The sequence below is a fragment of the Ruegeria sp. AL12 genome (genome assembly GCF_056540885.1).
Genome location: NZ_JBQFXN010000008.1, coordinates 29,852 through 51,224 on the forward strand (window position 1 = coordinate 29,852; position 21,373 = coordinate 51,224).

Here is a 21,373-nt window from a genome sequence, read left to right on the forward strand (position 1 = left end):
CTGCCGCAGATATGAAAAACACCGCTATTCGTAGACGCGCTGATCCTCGATCACCACCCCGTCCTTGGGAAGGGATCCGGGTGCCACGACCTCGATCGCACCTTTCAGTTTCAACACTTCGGCCACTGACTTGGCGTATGCCGGGTCGTCACCGCGTGGGCTTTCGATCCGGACAGTCATCGTGTCCATCTCACCCTGGCGGGCTGCGATGACGCGGGCTTTGACAATTTCCTCATGCTTGTCGACCAGGGCCGCAACCTGTTCCGGGCGTACGAACATTCCCTTGATCTTGGTGGTCTGATCGGCGCGACCCATCCAGCCTTTGATCCGGGTGTTGGTCCGGCCACAGGGCGAGACACCCGGCATGACGGCAGAAAGATCCCCGGTCGCAAAGCGGATCAGCGGGTAATCCGGGTTGAGAGAGGTCACGACAACTTCGCCCACCTCGCCCGGCTCTACCGGGGTTCCGGTTCCGGGCGTCACGATTTCGACGATCACGTGCTCGTCGATGATCATCCCTTCCACCGCGGCGCTTTCATAGGCGATGTTACCCAGATCCGCCGTCGCATAGCATTGCAGGCACGAAATACCGCGATCCGCATATTCCTGACGCAGGGACGGGAACAGCGCGCCACCACCAACAGCGGCCTTGGAGAAATTCAGCGAAACGCCCATCTCGTCGGCCTTGTCCAGGATGACCTTTAGATAATCAGGAGTGCCCGCATAGGCGGTGCAGCCAACGTCACGCGCGGCTGTCACCTGCAGTTCGGTCTGCCCGGTTCCCGCCGGCAAAACGGCAGCACCAACTGCGCGGGCACCGTTTTCAAAGATCATGCCAGCCGGCGTCAGGTGATAGCCAAAGCAGTTCTGAACAATATCGCCAGCTGCAACACCAGCGGCATGCAGGAACCGGCCCATACGCCACCAGTCGTGATCGGTGCTGCCCGGTTCATAGATCGGCCCGGGGGACTGGAACACGTGATGAAAGTGGCGCGCAGGCTTCACGGTGAAACCACCAAAAGGGGGGCGCTCCGCCTGCGCGCGGATCAGGTCCGACTTGCGCAGCACCGGCAGCATCGGCAAATCATCTGCCGAAATCACCTTGTTAGTGTCTGAATCAGAAAAATGTGCAGCAAACCCGGGTGCAGATGCAGCACGCTTGATCTGCTCTACCAGAGCTGCGGCCTGATCCGAAGCGCGTTCGTCCGCCGAGCGTGTTTCGAGTGCGTCGAAATAGGTCATCGCGATATCCTCCATCCGCTCACAGCCACCTCTTGCGGCGACGATAGGACCGCACATCGCGAAAACTCTTGCGGCCTTCGTCAGACATGCCGAGGTAGAATTCTTTGACATCCGGATTCTCGCGCAGTTCTGCGGCCGGGCCATCCATCACAACGCGCCCGGATTCCAAAATGTATCCGTAATGCGCGAACCGAAGGGCAACATTTGTGTTCTGCTCGGCCAACAGGAAGGAAACGCCCTCTTTCTCGTTGAGATCCTTCACGATACCGAAAATTTCTTCGACCAACTGCGGCGCCAGTCCCATCGAAGGTTCGTCCAGCAGGATTGTCTCGGGGCGCGACATCAGTGCCCGGCCCATGGCGACCATCTGCTGTTCACCACCCGACGTATAGCCTGCCTGCGAGCGGCGGCGCTCTTTCAGGCGGGGAAAGTAATTGTAGACCAGCTCCAGATCCTGCTGGATCGCTGCGCTGCCGTCCTTGCGGGTATACGCGCCCGTCAGCAGGTTTTCTTCAACCGTCAGGTGTTCGAAACAGTGACGGCCTTCCATCACCTGAATCACGCCTTTTTCAACCAATACGGCGGGGTCGCTTTCGTGTACGCTTTGGCCACGATACTTGATCGTGCCTTTCGTGACCTCGCCGCGTTCTGAATGCAGCAGGTTAGAGACTGCTTTGAGCGTGGTCGTCTTGCCCGCGCCATTGCCCCCCAGCAAGGCCGTGATACCGCCCTTGGGCACAGTCAGGCTTACGCCCTTCAGCACGAGGATCACGTGGTTGTAGATCACCTCGATATTGTTGACCTCAAGCAGGGTTTCCGCCTGCACGTCAGTGGTTTGTGCCGCATCAAGCATCAGCGCGTGTCCTCATGCCTGTCCCCTTCGGGACTGTTCGTGAGGAGCGGCGGCAAACCGCCGCTCCGGTTGTCTGCACCGCCCCGGAATGTCCGGGGCGATCAGTTTATCATTCACAACGCGGAGAGATGTTGTTTTCAGCCGCATATGCGCCCGAGTCTTCTTCGATCAGCGCGCTGATCACCTCGACATCGGTCGGTTTGAAATCCTGAACCGGGTTCCAGGTTCCTGCTGCCGCATCCCACTGAACGACGCCCACAAGACCGGGTCCGCCATGGTTTTCACAGCTTACCGCGAATTCGGGTCCAAAACCTGCCATGCCCAGACCTTCCATCTTGGCATTGGTGATCTCCAGCGCTTCCATTCCGTCACGCATCATCGATGCGTCGATATCGGCGGTTCCGTGCATCTCCTGTGCGGTCTTCACGGCTTCGGCTGCCAACATCGCGGCATAGAGACCACGGTTGTACTGAACCGTTCCCAGCTGATCACCTGCGCCGGCGGCTTTACCGGCATCCACAACGTATTTCTTCAGATCGTCGTAGACCGGATAGTCCATACCCAGGCCGGTGAAGGTCAACGCTTTATAGCCATTGGCTTTTTCACCTGCCGGCTCAACGTCAAATTCCGCGCCCGACCACCAGACGCCGATGAAATTTTCCATCGGGAAGCGGATGTTGGCGGCTTCCTGAACCGCGACCTGGTTCATGACGCCCCAGCCCCACATGATGACATAGTCAGGCTTTTCACGGCGGATCTGCAACCACTGCGACTTTTGCTCCTGACCGGGATGGTCAACGGGCAGCAGGGTCAGTTCATAGCCATGCTTTTCGGCCAGGGTTTCAAGTGTGCGGATCGGTTCTTTGCCGTAGGCAGAGTTGTGATAGACCAGCGCAATCTTCTTGCCGCTCAGATCTCCGCCATTTTCATCCAGCAGATAGTTGATCGCGCCGGATGCACCGTTCCAATAGTTGGCCGGATAGTTGAACACATGGCTGAACACCTTGCCGTTGGCAGCCGAGGTCCGGCCATAGCCCATCGTGTGCAGCGGGATGCCGTCTGCCGTTACTTTCGGGATCAGCTGATAGGTGATGCCGGTCGACAGAGGTTGATAGACCAGAGCGCCTTCACCCTTGGTCGATTCATAGCATTCCACACCTTTTTCGGTGTTATAGCCGGTTTCGCACTCGATAACCTTGGCCGGAACGCCACCGATACCGCCATCGCGTTCGTTCAGCAGGGTGAAATAGTCCGCATAGCCATCCGCGAACGGAATGCCGCCCGCTGCGTATGGGCCAGTCCGGTAGCTGAGCGATGGGAACACCAGGTCGGCCAGGACCGGACCTGCGGCCATCACGGCGCCCAGCGCCAGGGTTGCCAGTTTCTTGTTCATCGGGTGTGTCCTCCCTTGATTGATCCGATGTTGAGTTTCGGGCTTCGCACCCGTCTTTTCCTTGGGCCTGCCCCTTAGTGCGGGAACGGCCAGAGTCTGAGTTTCTCTTTCGCCACGCGCCACAGCTGCGCCAGCCCGTGTGGTTCGAGGATCAGGAACATGATGATCAGCGCACCCACGATCACCAGGTTAAGATGCGCGACGATGTCAGTGGGCCAGCCCAGCAAATCGACGCCAACAAGTTTAAGAACCACCGGCAGCAAAACCAGGAAAGCGGCCCCGGCAAAGGACCCGAAAATAGACCCTAGTCCTCCGATAATGACCATGAACAGAACCAGGAACGATTTCTGGATTCCGAACACCTCGCCGACCTCGACCGCGCCCAGATAGACCGCGAAAAACAGCGCGCCCGCGATGCCCACGAAGAACGAGCTTACGGCAAAGGCGGTCAGTTTCGCCTTGAGCGGGTTCACCCCGATGATCTCGGCGGCGATGTCCATGTCGCGGATCGCCATCCATGTCCGCCCTGTCGTACCACGTGTCAGGTTGCGCGCAACGATGGCGCAGACGGTCAGGAAAATCAGACAGAACAGATAGGTGGCCCAGGCCGATGCATTCGGACCGGTGATGATGATGCCGAACACATCCCGTTCCGGCGCGTTGATCTGCCCCGAAGCCGAGTAGTTGTAGAACCACGGCACCCGGTTGAACAGCCAGACCAGAAAGAACTGCGCCGCCAGCGTCGCCACTGCAAGATAAAACCCTTTGATCCGCAGTGACGGCAAGCCGAACAGCACGCCCACGATGGCAGTGATGCCACCGGCCAGGATCACGTGGATGAACATCGACACGTCTGGAAAGGCGGTCATCAGCTTGTAGCAGGCATAGGCCCCAACGGCCATGAACCCCCCGGTACCCAAGGAAACCTGCCCGCAATACCCCACAAGAATGTTCAGCCCAATGGCTGCGATCGCATAGATCAGGAAGGGCAGCAGAAGTGCATTGGCCCAGTAGTCGTTGATGATGAACGGAATGATCCCGAAGGCCACCGCCAGCACCACATAGTATCGATACCGATCGAACTTGATCGGGAAAGTCTGGCTGTCATCCACGTAGGAGGTTTTGAAATCTCCGGCCTCACGATAGAACATGTCTTACTTTCCCCATTGTTCCTGCGCCCGATTCCGGGCTGCGGCGTCCAATTGATTGGACCCTTTGGCATATCCGCTCGCCTCCGAGGCGCGCACCAGCTTCAAGTAGGCCAGAACCCCCATGATCAACCCTGCAAAGGCCAGGATCGCTGCAATCGTCAGTTGGCCTTCGGTCAGATCGTCTGATGTGAGGGCGATGTAGCCAAAGGCCCAGAACCCCGCCCATGCGATCACGTTGATGATGGCGATCAGCTTGGTCATGCCCTACACCCTCTCGATGATCTTTTCTCCGAACAGGCCTTGCGGCCTGAACACAAGGAAGATCAGCGCCAGCACATAGGCAAACCAGTTCTCGGTTGCGCCACCGACCATCGGTCCGATTGCGAATTCGAACAGCTTTTCCCCCACGCCGATGATCAGACCGCCCACGATGGCACCGGGGATCGAGGTGAACCCGCCCAGCATCAGCACCGGCAGCGCCTTGAGTGCGATCAGCGACAGTGAAAACTGGACCCCCGATTTGGTGCCCCACATGATGCCCGCGACCAGAGCGACGAACCCGGCCACCGACCAGACCATGACCCAGATGAAGTTGAGCGATATGCCCACCGACAGCGCCGCCTGATGGTCATCCGCCACCGCGCGCATGGCCCGGCCCTGCTTGGTGTACTGGCTGAACGCCACCAGAGCGGCCACCAACAGCGCCGCAATGATCGTTGCCACGATGTCCAGATTGTCGATGAAGAAGCCGTAGTCGAAGATGTTATAGGTGGTCTCATCAATCCACAGATTGATGCCCTGCGGCAGACCCACATCCAGCGTCTTGATCTCGGACCCCCACATCAGGTCGGCCACGCCTTCAAGGAAATACGCCAGACCAATGGTCGCCATAAACAGAATGATCGGTTCCTGCCCCACCAGATGGCGCATGACAAATCGCTGCACGGCCCAGGCCAGCAACACCATCACACCCATCGTCAGAATGATCGCGAACAGCGCGGGCACATTCCACCCGAAATAATGGATATGGGTGCCGAAAGTCGCGTTGATCAGATGGGCAAACGGCACCTGCCCATTCATGATCCCGACCAGAGTCATCGCCGCGAACAGGGCCATAACCCCTTGGGCATAGTTAAAAATACCGGACGCCTTGTAGATCAGCACAAAGCCCAGCGCGACCAGCGCATAAAGCACCCCGGCCATCAGACCGTTGAGGATGACCTCCATTGCGAAGATAAGTTGTTCAGGCATGCCAGCCCCTCCCCAATTCTGCCCAGAGCTTAATCATGGCTGACCCCCAGATAGGCGTCGATGACTTCCTGGTTGTTGCGCACTTCGTCGGGTGTGCCGTCGCCGATCTTCTTGCCGTAATCCATCACGACCACCCGGTCGCTCAGATCCATCACCACGCCCATATCGTGCTCGATCAGAGCAATCGTGGTGCCGAACTCATCATTCACGTCGAGGATAAAGCGGCTCATGTCCTCTTTCTCTTCGACATTCATCCCGGCCATGGGTTCATCCAGCAGCAGCAGCTTGGGCTCCGCCGCCAGCGCTCGCGCCAGTTCGACACGTTTCTTCAACCCGTATGGCAGACGTGACACGGGCGTCTTGCGGATGTGCTGGATTTCAAGAAAGTCGATGATCTTCTCGACCGCCTCGCGGTTTTGCACCTCTTCCGCTTCGGCCTTGCCGCGCCAGATCGCCTGCTGGAGGATGTTGGTCTTCATGAAGTTCAGACGACCCGTCATCACGTTGTCCAGAACGCTCATACCCTCGAACAGGGCGATGTTCTGAAACGTCCGCGCGATTCCCTGCTGGGCGACTTCAAAAGGCCGCATCGGCGGGCGCCTGGACCCATGGAACCAGACCTCGCCTTCCTGCGGAACATAGAAGCCCGAGATCACGTTCAGCATCGAGGATTTCCCGGCGCCGTTCGGCCCGATGATGGCGCGGATCTCGCCCTCGCGGATATCGAACGAGATATCCTTGATCGCCACCACACCGCCAAAGCGCAGAGTGATGTTCTTCATTTCCATCACCACACCGCCGATCTTGCGACCGTCTTCGGTGACATATCCTTCGGAATTATCCAGCATCGGTCACTCCCTGACTTGCGCGAAAACGGGACGGCGGGCGGGGCGATGACCGCAGGTCGAGCGGCGCGCGTGCGGCCCTCATTCTGCGGCAACCTTGTGTTGGGCGACGGGAACAACCGGCGCATCGACAATTTCCAGCGTCGCCGAAATCGATCCCTTGCGACCATCCTCATAGGTCACCTCGGTCGTGGTCGAAACCGTCTTGGACCCGTCATAAAGCGCGGCAATGATGTCGCTGAACTTGTCCTCGACAAACCCACGCCGCACCTTGCGGGTCCGGGTCATCTCGCCATCATCGGCATCCAGTTCCTTGTGCAGCACCACAAAGCGGTGCACCTGACAGCCCGACAGCATCTCGTCAGCGGCGACCGACTTGTTCACCTCTTCCACATGGGCCTTGATCGTCTCTAGCACGCGCGGATGTCCCGCCAGTTCCTGGTACGAGGCGTAGGCAACGTTGTTGCGTTCGGCCCAGTTCCCGACCGCGGTCAGATCGATATTGATGAAGGCCACGCAGCGATCCTTGCCATTGCCGAACAGCACCGCCTCCAGAATATCGGGATAGAACTTCAGCTTGTTCTCGACATATTTCGGAGCAAACATCGACCCGTCGGCCATCTTGCCCACGTCCTTGGCGCGGTCGATGATTCGCAGATGACCCGAGCTTTCCTCGATGAACCCCGCGTCGCCCGTGGCCACCCAGCCTTCGGGGTCCTTGGTCGATGCGGTCGAGTCCGGGTTCTTGAAATATTCGACGAACACGCCGGGCGAGCGGTAGTGGATTTCGCCCTTGTCGTCGATCCTGATCTCGACATCGGGGGCCGGGACGCCAACGGTGTCGGCGCGCACCTCGCCGTCGGGCTGGACGGTGATGAACACGGTCGCCTCGGTCTGGCCGTACAACTGTTTCAGGTTGATGCCTAAAGAGCGATAGAAATCAAAGATCTCCGGCCCGATCGCCTCACCCGCCGTATAGCCCACCCGAAAGCGCCCATATCCCAGCGTGTCTTTGAGCGGCCCGTAAACCAACAGATTGCCCAACGCATATTTCAACCTGTCACCCAAGCTCACCGGCTTGCCATCCAGCAACCGGCCGCCGACCTTCTTGGCATGCGCCATGAAGTAGTGGAACATGCGCTGCTTGAGCTTACTGGCATCCTCCATTCGGATCATCACATTGGTCAGCTGGGTCTCGAAGACCCGCGGCGGCGCGAAGAAATAGGTCGGCCCGATCTCGCGCAGGTCAGTCATCATCGTGTCGGCGCTTTCAGGGCAGTTCACGCAGAAGCCGCACCAGTAGGCCTGACCGATGGAAAAGATGAAATCCCCCACCCAGGCCATCGGCAGATAGGACAGGATGTCTTCGTTGCGGGTCAGGTGGTCGAATTCGGCCGAGTTCTTTGCACTTTCGATCACGTTGCGGTTTGACAGCACCACGCCCTTGGGCTTGCCTGTGGTGCCCGAAGTATAAAGCATCACGCAGGTGTCATCATAGGTGATGTCGCCGATGCGCCTGTCCAGTTCGGCGTCGAAACGCGCATGACCGGCGCTGCCCTCGGCCTTGATGTCGTCAAGGGCATTCATCTGGCTGTGGTCGTATTTCCGCATACCGCGCTTGTCGGTATAGAGGATGTGTTTGACCTGATGCAGGTTTTCCTGAATCTCGATGACCTTGTCGACCTGCTCCTGATCGCCGCAGACGACATATTTCGCTCCGCAATGCTCCAGCACATAGGCCATCTCTTCGGCAACCGCGTCTTGATAGAGAGGGACCGGAATGGCACCGACCATCTGCGCCGCAACCATTGACCAGTAATGTGCCGGACGGTTGCGCCCGATTACGGCGATGTGGTCACCCTTTTCAACGCCAAGTTCAAGAAATCCAAGCGCCAGCGCGCGGATCTCGGCGGCCGTTTCCGCCCAGGTCCAGCATTGCCAGATCCCGAATTCCTTTTCGCGGTAAGCCGGGGCATCCCCGAACTGCGTCGCATTGCGATGTAGCAGCGCCGGAAGGGAGTGCATCCCTTCGGCGCCCGACTGCGTCTGAGCCAATTCTTTCTCTCCTCCCCATCCGGCCCCGGGTCGGGCCGGAACGGCGTCGCCGGGTCAGACCGGAACGCTGCTGCCCCGATTAAGGACAAGGAGGACGATCAGCGTCAACTTTTTCGTGATGTTTTCTCAATTCTTACGAATTGTAACAATGGGGGGGGTGATCGTCTGATCCTGTTTCAAGCCACATATTCCAGTCGTGTTTTGTACTTTAAATGTCCGCTTTCAAACAGTCTTGGGCCAATGGGCGTGCCAATACAAATTGGCAAATGAACAAGGAGCTTGACATGACAACGCGAGGCAATTGCCTGTGCAAAAATACGAAATGGGAGTTTGTCGGGGATGTGACATGGGCGTGCTATTGCCATTGCGATGATTGCCGTCGAAACTGTGCCGCACCCATAGTTGCATGGCTGGGTGTTCCACTTCGGAACTTCAAATGGACTGCCCAAGCACCCAAAACACTGGAAAACTCAAAAGGTGTATTTCGGCATTTCTGCCGCGATTGTGGTTCTCCAGTTGGTTTTGAAGCAGACCATTACCCTGGCGGGATGCATTTATATGCCGCTTCAATGGAACACCCAGAGGACTTTGTTCCGACCTTCCACGTCAACTACCAAAGCAAACTTCCATGGCTGCGTATCGAAGACGATCTGAAGAAGTACGAGGGCACACTCCTTCACGCCCCAAAGGATTTGAGCGCTTATGACGAATAGGCCGATTCAGGGTCTAAGTAACCCCTAAAGCCAATCCCGCATAATCGGAATCAGCGGCACATCGGCGGCCGGCATCGGGTAGTTCCGCAGATCATTCGCCCGAACCCATTTCAGCGCCTGACCCTCTTTCGACTGCGGGATGCCGTCCCATTTGCGGCAGGCAAACAGGGGCATCAGCAGGTGGAAATCATCATAGCTGTGGCTGGCAAAGGTCAGCGGTGCAAGGCACGAGGCCCAGGTATCAATGCCCAGTTCCTCGTGCAACTCGCGGATCAGGGCGGCCTCGGGGGTTTCGCCCGGCTCGATCTTGCCGCCGGGGAATTCCCAGAGCCCCGCCATGGATTTGCCTTCTGGGCGTTGGGCCAGCAGCACGCGGCCCTCGATGTCGATCAGGGCGACAGCAGAGACTAACACGGTTCTCACGAGCGATAATCCGCGTTGATCTCGATATAGCCGTGGGTCAGATCACAGGTCCAGACGGTGGATTTCCCCTCGCCCAGCCCCAGATCGACCGCAATCAAGAGGTCCTGACCTTTCATATAAGCGGCGGCGTCTTCCTCGCGATAATCCGGGCTGACCCAGCCATTCTCGGCCACAAGAATATCACCGAAGGAAATGCTGAGCTTGTCGCGATCGGCCGCCGCGCCCGACTTGCCGATGGCCATGACGATACGGCCCCAGTTCGGGTCCTCACCGGCAATGGCGGTTTTCACCAGAGGGGAGTTGGCGATGGCCAGACCGTGGGTCTTGGCGTCAGCGTCCGAGGCAGCTCCAGTCACGCGGATTTCCACGAATTTGGTGGCGCCTTCCCCGTCACGCACCACTTGTTGCGCAAGGTCCAGCATCACCGTTTCCAAAGCCCGTGCAAAAGCGGCATCGCCGGTGGCATCAACGCCCGAAGACCCCGTCGCACACAGCAGCAGACTGTCCGAGGTCGAGGTGTCGCTGTCCACAGTGATGCAGTTGAAGGTGCGATCTGTCTGCGCGCTCAGCATTTCCTGCAACGCCGATTGCTCAACCCGTGCGTCGGTGAAGATATAGACCAGCATCGTCGCCATGTCTGGCGCGATCATGCCAGAACCCTTCGCAATCCCTGCAATAGAGACTGTTTTTCCACCGATTTCGACCTGTGCGCTCGCCCCTTTCGGGAACGTGTCCGTCGTCATGATCGCCCGCGCGGCGTCTTCGATTGCATGGCGGCTGAGGCCGGATTTCAACGCCTCAAGCTGCGAGATGATGCGATCATGCGGCAGCGGTTCACCGATGACACCGGTGGACGAGGTAAAGACCCGTTCGACCGGGACACCGGTCGCTTTGGAAACGGCCTGCGTCACCTCGGCAACCGATGTCTGGCCATAATGCCCGGTAAAGGCGTTGGCGTTGCCCGAGTTCACAAGGATCGCCGCAGGTCCATCGCTGGGGCCGCCGATTTTCTCCTGACAATCCAGAACCGGTGCCGCGCGGGTGGCCGAGCGGGTGAAGACACCCGCCACCGACGTGCCCGGATCAAGAACAGCCAGCATGACATCCGTGCGACCCTGATAGCGCACACCCGCTTCGACGGTGGCAAAACGCACACCGTCAATCGCAGGCAGTTCAGGGAAAGACGCCGGCGCCAGCGGCGATACCTTCGTGATCGTGGCCACTGGTCTTTACTCCTGAATCAGGTCCAGCTGGCGCATGATCTCGGGGCCTGCGCCTTCCAGCGCGGGGCGTTCGATCTGTGCCTGCTGCGTCAACTCGTCGATCCGCGCCTGGATGGCCTCTTGCTGGATCGTTTGGGCCAGCTCATCGCGCACCGCGTCCAGTTCGGGGGCTTCGGTTTTGCGCTTGTCGTTCAACTTGACCAGATGCCAGCCAAACTGAGTTTGCACCGGATCCGACACCTGCCCTTTTTCCAGCGCGATCACTGCTGCCTCGAATTCAGGTACCATCTGGCCTTTTCCGAACCATCCCAGCGCGCCACCATTCGGGCCGGACGGACCGGTCGAGTTCTCTCGGGCAAGTTCCGCAAAGTCGGCGCCATCATCAAGCTGTGCCTTGAGCGCTTTGGCTTCTTCTTCCGATTCCACCAGAATATGGCTGGCGTCGAATTCGTCTTCACCCGCAAAATCGTTGAAACGCGCATCGTAAGCGGCCTGAATGGCTTCCTCCGTGACGAGATCGTTGGTCAGGGCCGCGACCGTCTGAACCGCCTGAAGCGACCGCTTTTCATTGTCGAGTGTCAGCGCGTTTTGCTTGTTCAGGCCATCCTGTTGCTGTCCCAGCAATTGCTGCTGGATCAGCTGTTCCAGAACGAAATCGAACAGCACGTCGTCTTCCGCCTGCTGATATTGCGGTGGCAGAGAAGCGACGGTGGCGATCACGTGACCCAAAGTGATCTCATCCCCGTTTACCCGAGCGACCACGGTCGACGCATCCGGCTGGGTTTCGGCGGCCAGCGGCAGGGCCATCACGGCGGCCAGGGCCAGCGATGGCAGAAAAGTGAGACCTTTGGGCATTGAATCATCCTATTTTCTTGCCGCGACAGGGCGCGGCGTTGACACTCTGGAACCTGCCGCTTACATCGCTTTGAAGCCTTGGACAGGGCCGCCTTTCACCCCCCGTATCTATGGGTTGCGCGCAAGGTGGGCAAGCCTGTCGCAACCACGAAAAGAACAGATCCTCTGGAGTGAACATGCTGGGACTCGGAACGCTCGCCAAAAAGGTGTTCGGAACACCGAACGACCGCAAGATCAAGGCGACCCGCCCTCTGGTCGAAAAGATCAATGCGCTGGAGCCAGAGTTTGAAAAGCTTTCAGATCAAGGTCTGATCGACAAGACCGAAGACCTGCGCAAGCGGGCACTGGATGGCGAAAGCCTGGACGACCTGCTGCCCGAGGCCTTTGCCAACGTACGCGAAGGCGCCAAGCGCGCACTTGGCCTGCGGGCCTTTGACGTGCAGCTGATGGGCGGCATTTTCCTGCATCAGGGCAACATCTCGGAAATGAAGACGGGCGAAGGCAAGACTCTGGTCGCCACCTTCCCGGCCTATTTGAACGCGCTGACCGGCAAGGGCGTGCATGTCGTCACGGTGAACGAATATCTGGCCAAACGTGACGCGGAATGGATGGGCAAGGTGTTTGCGGCCGTAGGCATGACCACTGGTGTGATCTGGTCCGGCCAGCCCGACGCGGAAAAACTGGCCGCGTATTCCTGTGACATCACGTATGCCACCAACAATGAGCTGGGCTTCGACTATCTGCGCGACAACATGAAGGCGGATCTGGAGCAGGTTTACCAGAAACATCACAACTTTGCGATCGTGGACGAGGTCGACTCGATCCTGATCGATGAAGCGCGGACGCCGCTGATCATCTCGGGTCCCGCGCAGGACCGGTCGGATCTGTACACCGCCATTGATGCCCTGATCCCGACGCTGAGCGATGATCATTACACCCTGGACGAAAAATCGCGCAATGTGACCTTTACCGATGAAGGCAACGAATTCCTTGAGGCGCAGCTGCTTCAGGCCGGCCTGATTCCCGAGGGCCATTCCCTGTATGACCCGGAAAGCACCACCGTCGTGCATCACGTCAACCAGGCGCTGCGTGCACACAAGCTGTTCCAGCGCGACAAGGATTACATCGTGCGCGACGGCAATGTCGTTCTGATCGATGAATTCACCGGCCGCATGATGCCGGGCCGTCGCCTGTCCGAAGGTCTGCATCAGGCGATCGAAGCCAAGGAAAAGGTTCAGATCCAGCCGGAAAACGTCACATTGGCCAGCGTGACTTTCCAGAACTATTTCCGCCTGTACGACAAACTGAGCGGCATGACCGGCACCGCGTTGACCGAGGCCGAAGAATTTGCCGAGATCTACGGTCTGGGCGTGGTCGAAGTTCCGACCAACCTGCCGATTGCCCGTATCGACGAAGATGATCAGGTCTATCGTACGGCCGCCGAAAAATACAATGCGATGATCGCCGAGACGAAAAAGGCGCAGGAAAAGGGCCAGCCGGTTCTGCTGGGGACCACGTCGATCGAAAAATCCGAACTGCTCAGCCAGATGCTGACGAAGGAAGGTATCAAGCACAACGTTCTGAACGCTCGCCAGCACGAACAAGAGGCGCAGATCGTTGCTGATGCCGGTCGTCTGGGTGCGGTAACCATCGCCACCAACATGGCCGGTCGTGGCACCGACATTCAGCTTGGCGGCAATGTCGAGATGAAGGTGCTGAAAGCGATTGCCGAGAATCCAGACGCGGATCCGTCCGAGCTGCGGGCCGCCGAAGAAGCACGCCACGCCGAAGAAAAAGAAAAGGTTCTGGCTGCTGGCGGCCTTTACGTCATGGCCTCGGAACGCCACGAAAGCCGCCGGATCGACAACCAGCTGCGCGGTCGTTCCGGCCGTCAGGGCGACCCGGGCCGAACGGTATTTTACCTGAGCCTCGAGGATGACCTGATGCGCATCTTCGGCTCGGAACGGCTGGACAAGGTATTGACCACGCTGGGCATGAAAGAAGGCGAGGCGATCATTCACCCTTGGGTGAACAAGTCGCTGGAACGCGCGCAGTCCAAGGTCGAAGGCCGCAACTTTGACATGCGCAAGAACGTTCTGAAGTTCGACGACGTGATGAACGACCAGCGGAAGGTGATTTTTAGCCAGCGCCGCGAAATCATGTCTGCGAACGACCTGTCCGAGATCGTCTCGGATATGCGCGAACAGGTGATTGACGACCTGATTGACGAATACATGCCGCCGAAATCCTATGCTGATCAGTGGGATACTGAGGGTCTGCACGAGGCGATAAAGGACAAGCTGAACATGGACGTCCCGGTTCAGGACTGGGCCGCCGAAGAAGGCGTGGATGACGAGCAGGTGCGCGAACGTCTGATCAAGGCCGCGGATGAGATGATGGCCCAGAAGGCCGTCGCCTTTGGCCCTGAAAACATGCGCAACATCGAAAAACAGGTTCTGCTTCAGACCATCGACAGCAAATGGCGCGAGCATCTGCTGACCCTGGAACATCTGCGCTCGGTCGTTGGGTTCCGCGGTTATGCCCAGCGCGATCCTCTGAACGAATACAAGACCGAAAGCTTTCAGCTGTTCGAAAGCATGCTGGATTCCCTGCGCGAGACCGTGACTCAGCAATTGTCACGCGTACGTCCGCTGACCGAAGAAGAACAGAAAGAAATGCTGGCGCAGATGGCCGGGCAGCAGGCTCAGGCGCAGGAGGCCGTGGACAAGGCCGCGAAACAGGCCGAAGTTAAGGCCGAGGCTGCGGCTTCGGGTGATGCGCTTCCGGGGTTCGACGAAAGCGACCCATCGACCTGGGGCAACCCGTCGCGAAATGATCCGTGCCCGTGTGGCTCGGGCAAGAAGTTCAAACACTGCCATGGCCGACTGACCTAACGTCACCCGTCGAATCCACAATGTGTTCGTCTCGCGGCCACAAATTGGCCGCGATTCGTGGCGAATGTGCGATTTGCTCCTTCAACTGGGGAGGGTGTCTTGTTTGTAGTTCGAAACTACGTGACCATGTGCGGCACGGTCGCTTGTGCTTTGGGCATAGGCTATCTGATGCAAAACGGACCAACCGCGCAGCCGGCGAACGCGGGGGATAGTGTTGATGTTGCCTCGGCATCTCAGCAATCTTCGGTTTTGTCGGGGTTGGATGCTATCGTACTGACTTCGGCTCCGGCGTCTGACGCAGATTCCGGGGCGGCAGCGCCCGAACCTCGCGCAGTTCCGTCAGCCCCGAAAACGACGGATTGCAACATCAGCGCGCGCGCCGTCGCCGTCCCCGGCGCCATGGCACAGCTGTCGCTGCGGGCACCCTGCCACCGAAACGAACGCGTTGAAATTCATCACAGCGGCCTGACGGTCAGCCAGAACACTGACGATTCCGGTGCCTTGGACATGACCATCCCGGCACTGTCGGAATACGCGATTTTCCTGATTTCGTTCGAAGATGAAACGGGTACGGTCGCCACCACTCACGTGACCGACATTGCCGAATATGACCGCGTCGTCCTGCAATGGCAGGGTGGAACCGAGTTGCAGATTCACGCGCTGGAATTCGGGGCAAGCTATGGCAGCAGCGGCCACGTGTGGGATGATTCCTCGGCAAATGGCGCAGGAGAGGTTCTGCGCCTGGGCCAGACGGGTCTGGGTCGTGCCAAGAATATCGAAGTATATTCCTTTCCGACGGGCGCGTCGGATCGGTCCGGCAGCATCGACCTGACGGTCGAAGCCGAAGTGACCGAATCCAACTGCGGGCAAACGCTGAATGTGCAGGCGCTGGAACTTCTGTCAGATAGCCGCCTGCGGTCGCGCGACATGTCCCTGACCCTGCCGGATTGTTCACAGGCCGGTGAGTTTCTGGTGTTGAATAATCTGCTCTCAGACCTGACAATTGCGGCAAAGTAATCCGCAGGCAGGCTCGACTCTCTTATGACTTTCTTTCGTGCGGCTGTGACCGCGCTGTTAACCGTTGCAGGTGCGACCTGTGCAGTGGCGCAGGACATCACGCTGACGTCTCATGACGGCAAGGTCGAAGTAACAGGCAACCTGCTGGGCTTTGACGGCGAATTCTACCGCGTCGATACGCAGTTCGGTGAGTTGACCGTTGATGGCTCGGGCGTCACCTGCGACGGACCTGCATGCCCCAGCCTGACGGATTTCGTAGCCGAGTTGCGGTTTTCCGGATCGTCTGTCATGGCCGAAACGGTCCTGCCCGCCCTGATCATCGGGTTTGCGCGGCAGGAAGGCTTGACCGCAACGCCTGCCCGCGTCGATACGGACACCTTCGTCTATGAGCTTTTTCAGTCAGGCCGTGACGCCCCGTTGGCGCGGTTCTATTTTGACGTCGGGACCACGGATCGCGGCTTCGTCAAGCTGATCGAGGATCAGACAGATATCGTGATGGCCCTGCGCGAAGTACGCGAGGCCGAGCGGGATGCAGCCGATGCCGCGGGGCTGGGTGATTTGAAACGGGCCCGGCGATCCAGGGTTGTTGCATTGGACGCCATGGTCCCGGTGGTGGCACCCGATAGTATGATGCGTCAGATTTCGCTGGCCGATTTGGCGCGCATTCTGTCAGGTGAAGTGAAGAACTGGGTGGACCTGGGCGGGCCGGATGCTCCGATCGCATTGCATGTGCCGGATCCGGGATCGGGGCTGGCGCAGGCTGTCGAGGATCAGGTATTGAAGACCGCTGGTGTGGAACTGACCGATACCGCAATCCGTCATATTCGAACGAGCGATCTGACCAAGGCCGTCGCCAAGGACCCGTTTTCCATCGGAATCGCCAGCAAAGCGACAGCTGGCGATGCCCGAGCCCTGCCATTGACCGGAGGGTGTGGGCATCCGCTGGCCGCCTCCCGTCAATCGATCAAGACCGAAGATTATCCGCTGAACCTGCCGATGTTCCTGTATCTGCCCGAACGCCGCCTGCCGCGGATCGCACGGCAGTTTCTGGCCTTTAGCCTAAGCCCCGAAGCCCAGATGGCCATTCGTGACGCAGGTTACGTGGATCAATCGCCCGAAACCTTGCCGGTTGGCGTACAGGGCGACCGGCTTGCCAACGCCATCGCCACCGGAGGGCCCGAGGTTGGGCTGGACGAGCTTCAGCGCATGATCGAAACCCTGCGCCCGCTGTCGCGCCTGTCCCTGTCGGTTCGGTTCGAGCCCGGATCATCCCGCCCGGATGCGCAGTCACGTTCCAATATTCAGCAACTGGCACATATGCTTGACGCCGGCACATTGAAGGCGCGCAAGCTGGTGTTCGCCGGTTTCAGCGACGGGGATGGCGGGGCCGCTGCCAACGCCCGCATTGCCCTGCGACGTGCACAGACTGTACGAAACGCGGTTCTGGCCGCGGCCGAGACATCGATATCAGACAGTATCGAGGTGGTCGCGGAAGGGTTTGGCGAAGCAATGCCGATGGCCTGTGACGACACCGAATGGGGCCGCAAGGTCAACCGCCGGGTTGAAATCTGGGTGCAGTGAAGCTCACAGATACCCTTCGGACCGAAAGCTCAACTCGGTCGATTTTCCAATGATCAGGTGGTCGTGCAGGGTCAGGCCCAGGGCCGAACAGGCATCCTGAATACGGTTGGTCATGTCGATATCCGACTGCGAAGGCGTCGGATCGCCCGACGGGTGGTTGTGCACCAGAATCAGGGCCGAGGCGTTCAGTTCCAGCGCTCGTTTGGCGACCTCGCGCGGGTAAACCGGCACGTGATCCACGGTGCCTTTGGCCTGTTCCTCATCCGCGATCATTACGTTCTTGCGATCCAGATAGAACACGCGAAACTGTTCGATCTCACGATGCGCCATGGTGGTGTGGCAATAATCCAGCAGCGCATCCCAGCCCGAGATCACATGCCGCTGCATCACCCGGGCGCGGGCCATCCTGTGGGCGCAGGCCTCAAGAATTTTCAGGTCGGTAACCACGGTATCGCCAACGCCCTTGATCTGGCGCAGCCGTTCCTCGGGCGCGGTCAGGACACGATTGAAATCACCAAAAGTATCCATCAGCGCCCGCGCCAGTGGCTTCACATCCTGCCGGGGAATGGACCGGAACAGGACCAGTTCAAGCAGTTCATAATCCGGCATCGCCGCCGATCCGCCGGTCATGAACCGTTCGCGCAGCCGCTTGCGGTGGTCTTTTATGTAGGAGGGTAGCCGACCAGAGGGCAGCGGCTGCGCCGGGGCTTCGTCCGTATCAAACAGCATCGGGGCTTCGGCAAAGGCGTCCTGTGTCATGAGCGCACCCTGACTCAGAATCGGTTTCTGATTGGTTAACGCACCTCACCCGCCATGCGTGCCGTGGCCCGGCGGACAATCATGTGCAGAAGGATCGAGAATACGCCCAGGGTCAGCATCGCGGCAAACATGAGATCGGTCTTGGCACGTCCATTGGCCAGCAGCATCAGATAACCCAGCCCCTGCGACGAGCCGACCCATTCGCCGATCACCGCTCCGATCGGGGCATAGACCGCCGCCAGCCGCATCCCCGACGCCAGCGACGGCAGAGCGGCCGGAATACGGATATGCCACAATACGGCGCGCTTGCTGGCCTGCATCGTTCGGGCCAGATCCAGATACCCCGACGGGGTGCGCATGAGCCCGTCAAAAAAGGATGAGGTGATCGGGAAATAGATGATCAACACCGCCATGGCGACCTTGGACCACAGCCCATAGCCCAGCCAAAGCGTCAGCAACGGCGCCAATGCGAATACCGGCAGAGCCTGCGTGAACACGAGCATCGGCTGCACCAGCACCCGCGCCGCCCGCGAATTCGCCAGTTGCAGCGCAGTAACGACACCCAGCAGCGTTCCGCATGCCAGACCGATCACCACTTCGATCGCGGTGATCCAGGTATGCTCGGCGATCACCCAGCGGTTCTGCCACCAAGTCTCGGCCACGACGGCGGGTCCGGGCAGGATGAACTTCGGCAATCCGGTCAGGGTCACGATGCCCTGCCAGATCAGCAAGGCAAACAAAGTTGCGGCCAATGCAGAAAGATACTTCATGCCGCGCCCTCGCGGAGAAGACGCAGCAAGGCACCCTGGGTTTCCAATGTCTCCAGATCATCCACGCGGCGCGGGGCCGGGGCCCGGGGCGGTTCGCACTGCGTCAATCCGTGTTCGGTCATCACTACGATGGATTGCCCCAGACGCGCGGCCTCTGCGGGATCATGGGTCACAAGAAGGACGGTGCGGCCCTGCAATGCTTCGGCGGCCAGATCCTGCATGTCAGCGCGGGTGCGGGCATCAAGGGCCGAAAAGGGCTCGTCCAGCAAAACAATGGGGCGATCTTCCATCAGTGTCCGGGCCAGGGCGACACGCTGACGTTGCCCGCCGGACAACGCGTTGGGCTTCTTGTTCATGTGATCCTGCAACCGCATACGCTTGATCAGGCGGTCGCGTCGATCAAGATCAACGGTTTCCCCGCGCAGACGCGCACCCAGCGAGACATTCTGCGCGACGGTTGCCCAAGGCAGAAGAAGATCATCCTGCGCCATGTATGCGACACGCTCAGCCACAGGCAAGCCATCACTGGCCGTGATCCGCCCGGCGAAGACAGCCCCGGTCTCGAGCCCCGCAATCAACCTCAGAACCGTGGTTTTTCCCACGCCCGAACCGCCCAGCAGGCATGTCCACGCCCCGGCCCCAAGGGTCAGGGACAACGGCGCAAACAGGGTCGCGCCGTCGATCGTGGCAGTGCCGCTGATGGTCAGTTCGGGCGCAGGTGTCATGGCGTCAAACCCATCTGCCAGAAGTCGACTTCAAGCTCTGTCGCCTTGCGGAAGGTCTGGCACAGTCGATCCCAGCGTGGCGAATCCTGAAAATCAGCCCCAATACGTCTTGTTAGAGCCTGATCCAGCAACTCGCCAACCGCCACACATGCGCCTTGGTAATCTTCGCCGGCATAAGTGTCGATCCAGCCGCGATATGTCTCGGACGTTGCCTCGGCGGACAGGCGCGTACCGATCTCACCATACCCCATGACGCAAGGAACCAGCGCCGCCAGCAGGTCCAGAAGATCGCCGCTGTAGCCTGCTTCCAGGACAAACCGGGTATAGGCCAGATTCTCGTGCCGCTCTGGCGTGGCAAACAACTCTGCCTGCGAGATACCTTCTGCCGCGCAGATACCGATATGCAGTTTCATCTCTTCGCTGATCAAACCGTTCACGGTTCGCGATGCGGCAAGCATTTCTTCATGCGTTTCCGATTTCACCACGGCCAGCGCCCAGGCACGTGAGAAGTGGATCAGAAACACATAATCCTGCCGCAGATAGTGCAGAAACGCCTCGCGTGGCAGCGTTCCGTCTTTCATGCCCTCTACGAAGGCGTGGCGGGTATAATCCCGCCACGGCTCCGCCGCAGCATCGCGCATCAGCGCAAAGGCTTTGCCATAGTTGCTCATTGCGCGGTCACGTCGATGGTGATGTCACTGACCGGAAGGACGCTGTCGATCATCCCGCTTTCGTTCAGGAAGGTTTCGAACCGGGCATAACGACCGGCATCAAAACCTGCCGGGCGCAGCGCAAAGCGCGGCAGTGTATCGACCCAGGCGCGGGCATTCAGCTCGTCCTGAAGTTCGGGCGAGGTCGCCGCGAAGATTTCCCAGCTTTTTTCCGGGTTGTTGACGATATATTGGGTCGCTTTTTCAGTCGCGGCGAGGAACCGGGCGATCTTGTCCTTGTCCATCGTTTCCGGATTGGCGACATAGATCAGTTCATCATAAGACGGAACGCCTTCTTCCTCGATATAGAAGCAGGTGCCGGGACGACCTTCGATATCCATCTGGTTCAGTTCGAAGTTGCGATAAGCGCCAATCACCGCGTCCACCTGACCGGTCATCAGAGACGGCGAGAGGGAAAAGTTGACATTGATCAGCTCGACATCGCCCAGCGCAACATCATATTTTCCCAGAACGGTGCCAAGGATGGCTTCTTCGACCCCCGCGACCGAGAAGCCGATTTTTTTACCCTTGAGGTCAGCAGGCGACTTGATCGGCCCGTCTTCCAGCACCAAAAGACAGTTTAGCGGCGTCGCAACCAATGTGCCGACGCGCTTCAGCGGCAGGCCCTCGTGAATCTGCAAGTGCAGTTGCGGCTGGTAAGACACCGCCAGATCGGCTTGGCCGGCAGCCACCAAACGAGGTGGGGCGGACGGGTCGGCGGGCGGGACGATCTCGACCTCAAGCCCTTGTTCGGCAAAATAGCCGTTTTCCTGCGCCACGATGATGGGACCATGGTCAGGGTTGATGAACCAGTCCAGCAGAACGGTCATTTTGTCTTCGGCCCATGCCGGCCCGGCGGCCAGAAGGGCGATGGCTGTCATCAGCTTTTTCATATCTCGCGTTTCCCTTTTCT

The 21,373-nt window shown here is 59.1% G+C and carries 20 protein-coding genes; 4 read left to right on the forward strand and 16 right to left on the reverse strand.

The genetic code is table 11. The features are described from left to right. Positions 1–24: 24 nt before the first annotated feature. The 8 genes from ACR0C6_RS17070 to ACR0C6_RS17105 all read right to left on the reverse strand — a co-directional run bounded on the left by ACR0C6_RS17070 (position 25) and on the right by ACR0C6_RS17105 (position 8,760). A complete protein-coding gene (locus tag ACR0C6_RS17070) occupies positions 25–1,242 on the reverse strand; it encodes a phenylacetate--CoA ligase family protein (RefSeq protein WP_152459548.1) in 1,218 nt (405 codons plus the stop codon). Between the two features lie 19 nt (positions 1,243–1,261). After that, positions 1,262–2,095, reverse strand: coding sequence for an ABC transporter ATP-binding protein (locus ACR0C6_RS17075; protein WP_171171432.1), 834 nt, complete (start codon positions 2,093–2,095; stop codon positions 1,262–1,264). 109 nt (positions 2,096–2,204) lie between these two features. Beyond that, positions 2,205–3,488, reverse strand: coding sequence for an ABC transporter substrate-binding protein (locus ACR0C6_RS17080; protein WP_480620374.1), 1,284 nt, complete (start codon positions 3,486–3,488; stop codon positions 2,205–2,207). 74 nt (positions 3,489–3,562) lie between these two features. Beyond that, positions 3,563–4,639, reverse strand: a complete 1,077-nt coding sequence (locus ACR0C6_RS17085; RefSeq protein ID WP_171230094.1) for a branched-chain amino acid ABC transporter permease — start codon at positions 4,637–4,639, stop codon at positions 3,563–3,565. 3 nt (positions 4,640–4,642) lie between these two features. Then, positions 4,643–4,900 (reverse strand): hypothetical protein, encoded by a 258-nt coding sequence (locus ACR0C6_RS17090; protein ID WP_171230095.1) that lies wholly within the window; start codon positions 4,898–4,900, stop codon positions 4,643–4,645. Positions 4,901–4,903: 3 nt separating this feature from the next. Next, complete coding sequence (locus ACR0C6_RS17095) at positions 4,904–5,890, reverse strand: branched-chain amino acid ABC transporter permease (protein ID WP_152459553.1); 987 nt, start codon at positions 5,888–5,890, stop codon at positions 4,904–4,906. A gap of 29 nt (positions 5,891–5,919) precedes the next feature. Next, complete coding sequence (locus ACR0C6_RS17100; protein WP_171116793.1) at positions 5,920–6,738, reverse strand: ABC transporter ATP-binding protein; 819 nt, start codon at positions 6,736–6,738, stop codon at positions 5,920–5,922. Between the two features lie 78 nt (positions 6,739–6,816). Continuing rightward, complete coding sequence (locus tag ACR0C6_RS17105) at positions 6,817–8,760, reverse strand: AMP-binding protein (protein ID WP_480620458.1); 1,944 nt, start codon at positions 8,758–8,760, stop codon at positions 6,817–6,819. A gap of 314 nt (positions 8,761–9,074) precedes the next feature. On the opposite strand from ACR0C6_RS17105, the gene ACR0C6_RS17110 reads away from it, so the two are divergent. Further along, positions 9,075–9,503 carry a GFA family protein gene (locus ACR0C6_RS17110; protein ID WP_480620376.1) on the forward strand — a complete coding sequence of 143 codons (429 nt, stop codon included), beginning with the start codon at positions 9,075–9,077 and terminating at the stop codon, positions 9,501–9,503. A 24-nt stretch (positions 9,504–9,527) separates the two neighbouring features. Here the strand turns inward: ACR0C6_RS17110 and ACR0C6_RS17115 are convergent, their stop codons facing one another. From ACR0C6_RS17115 to ACR0C6_RS17125, 3 genes are read right to left on the reverse strand one after another with little or no spacing between them, the layout of a single operon-like run. Next, positions 9,528–9,926: a (deoxy)nucleoside triphosphate pyrophosphohydrolase gene (locus ACR0C6_RS17115; protein WP_480620378.1), complete on the reverse strand. Its 399-nt coding sequence runs from the start codon at positions 9,924–9,926 to the stop codon at positions 9,528–9,530. Then, complete coding sequence (gene argJ, locus ACR0C6_RS17120) at positions 9,923–11,149, reverse strand: bifunctional glutamate N-acetyltransferase/amino-acid acetyltransferase ArgJ (protein ID WP_480620380.1); 1,227 nt, start codon at positions 11,147–11,149, stop codon at positions 9,923–9,925. Before argJ ends, ACR0C6_RS17115 begins: the two co-directional genes overlap by 4 nt. A 6-nt stretch (positions 11,150–11,155) precedes the next feature. Then, positions 11,156–12,004, reverse strand: a complete 849-nt coding sequence (locus ACR0C6_RS17125) for a peptidylprolyl isomerase (protein WP_480620382.1) — start codon at positions 12,002–12,004, stop codon at positions 11,156–11,158. Positions 12,005–12,180: 176 nt separating this feature from the next. Between ACR0C6_RS17125 and secA the strand changes: the two genes are divergently transcribed. The 3 genes from secA (at position 12,181) to ACR0C6_RS17140 (ending at position 17,496) form a co-directional block, all read left to right on the forward strand. Beyond that, on the forward strand, positions 12,181–14,898 hold the full coding sequence (secA, locus tag ACR0C6_RS17130) for a preprotein translocase subunit SecA (RefSeq protein WP_480446536.1): 2,718 nt from the start codon (positions 12,181–12,183) through the stop codon (positions 14,896–14,898). Positions 14,899–14,997: 99 nt separating this feature from the next. Beyond that, positions 14,998–15,915 carry a hypothetical protein gene (locus tag ACR0C6_RS17135; RefSeq protein WP_480446535.1) on the forward strand — a complete coding sequence of 306 codons (918 nt, stop codon included), beginning with the start codon at positions 14,998–15,000 and terminating at the stop codon, positions 15,913–15,915. A 24-nt stretch (positions 15,916–15,939) separates the two neighbouring features. Beyond that, positions 15,940–17,496: a phosphate ABC transporter substrate-binding/OmpA family protein gene (locus tag ACR0C6_RS17140; RefSeq protein WP_480620384.1), complete on the forward strand. Its 1,557-nt coding sequence runs from the start codon at positions 15,940–15,942 to the stop codon at positions 17,494–17,496. Between the two features lie 3 nt (positions 17,497–17,499). Here the strand turns inward: ACR0C6_RS17140 and radC are convergent, their stop codons facing one another. The 5 genes from radC to ACR0C6_RS17165 are packed head-to-tail and all read right to left on the reverse strand — an operon-like array spanning position 17,500 to position 21,353. Beyond that, positions 17,500–18,255, reverse strand: coding sequence for a RadC family protein (radC, locus tag ACR0C6_RS17145; protein WP_152459563.1), 756 nt, complete (start codon positions 18,253–18,255; stop codon positions 17,500–17,502). Positions 18,256–18,290: 35 nt separating this feature from the next. Beyond that, positions 18,291–19,025 (reverse strand): ABC transporter permease, encoded by a 735-nt coding sequence (locus ACR0C6_RS17150; protein WP_480620386.1) that lies wholly within the window; start codon positions 19,023–19,025, stop codon positions 18,291–18,293. Next, positions 19,022–19,750 (reverse strand): ABC transporter ATP-binding protein, encoded by a 729-nt coding sequence (locus ACR0C6_RS17155; RefSeq protein ID WP_480620388.1) that lies wholly within the window; start codon positions 19,748–19,750, stop codon positions 19,022–19,024. The genes ACR0C6_RS17150 and ACR0C6_RS17155 overlap by 4 nt, the downstream gene beginning before the upstream one ends. Next, positions 19,747–20,421 carry a thiaminase II gene (tenA, locus tag ACR0C6_RS17160; protein ID WP_480620389.1) on the reverse strand — a complete coding sequence of 225 codons (675 nt, stop codon included), beginning with the start codon at positions 20,419–20,421 and terminating at the stop codon, positions 19,747–19,749. Before tenA ends, ACR0C6_RS17155 begins: the two co-directional genes overlap by 4 nt. After that, entirely contained in the window at positions 20,418–21,353 is a 936-nt protein-coding gene (locus ACR0C6_RS17165; protein ID WP_171116773.1) for an ABC transporter substrate-binding protein, read from the reverse strand. Before ACR0C6_RS17165 ends, tenA begins: the two co-directional genes overlap by 4 nt. Positions 21,354–21,373: the final 20 nt, after the last annotated feature.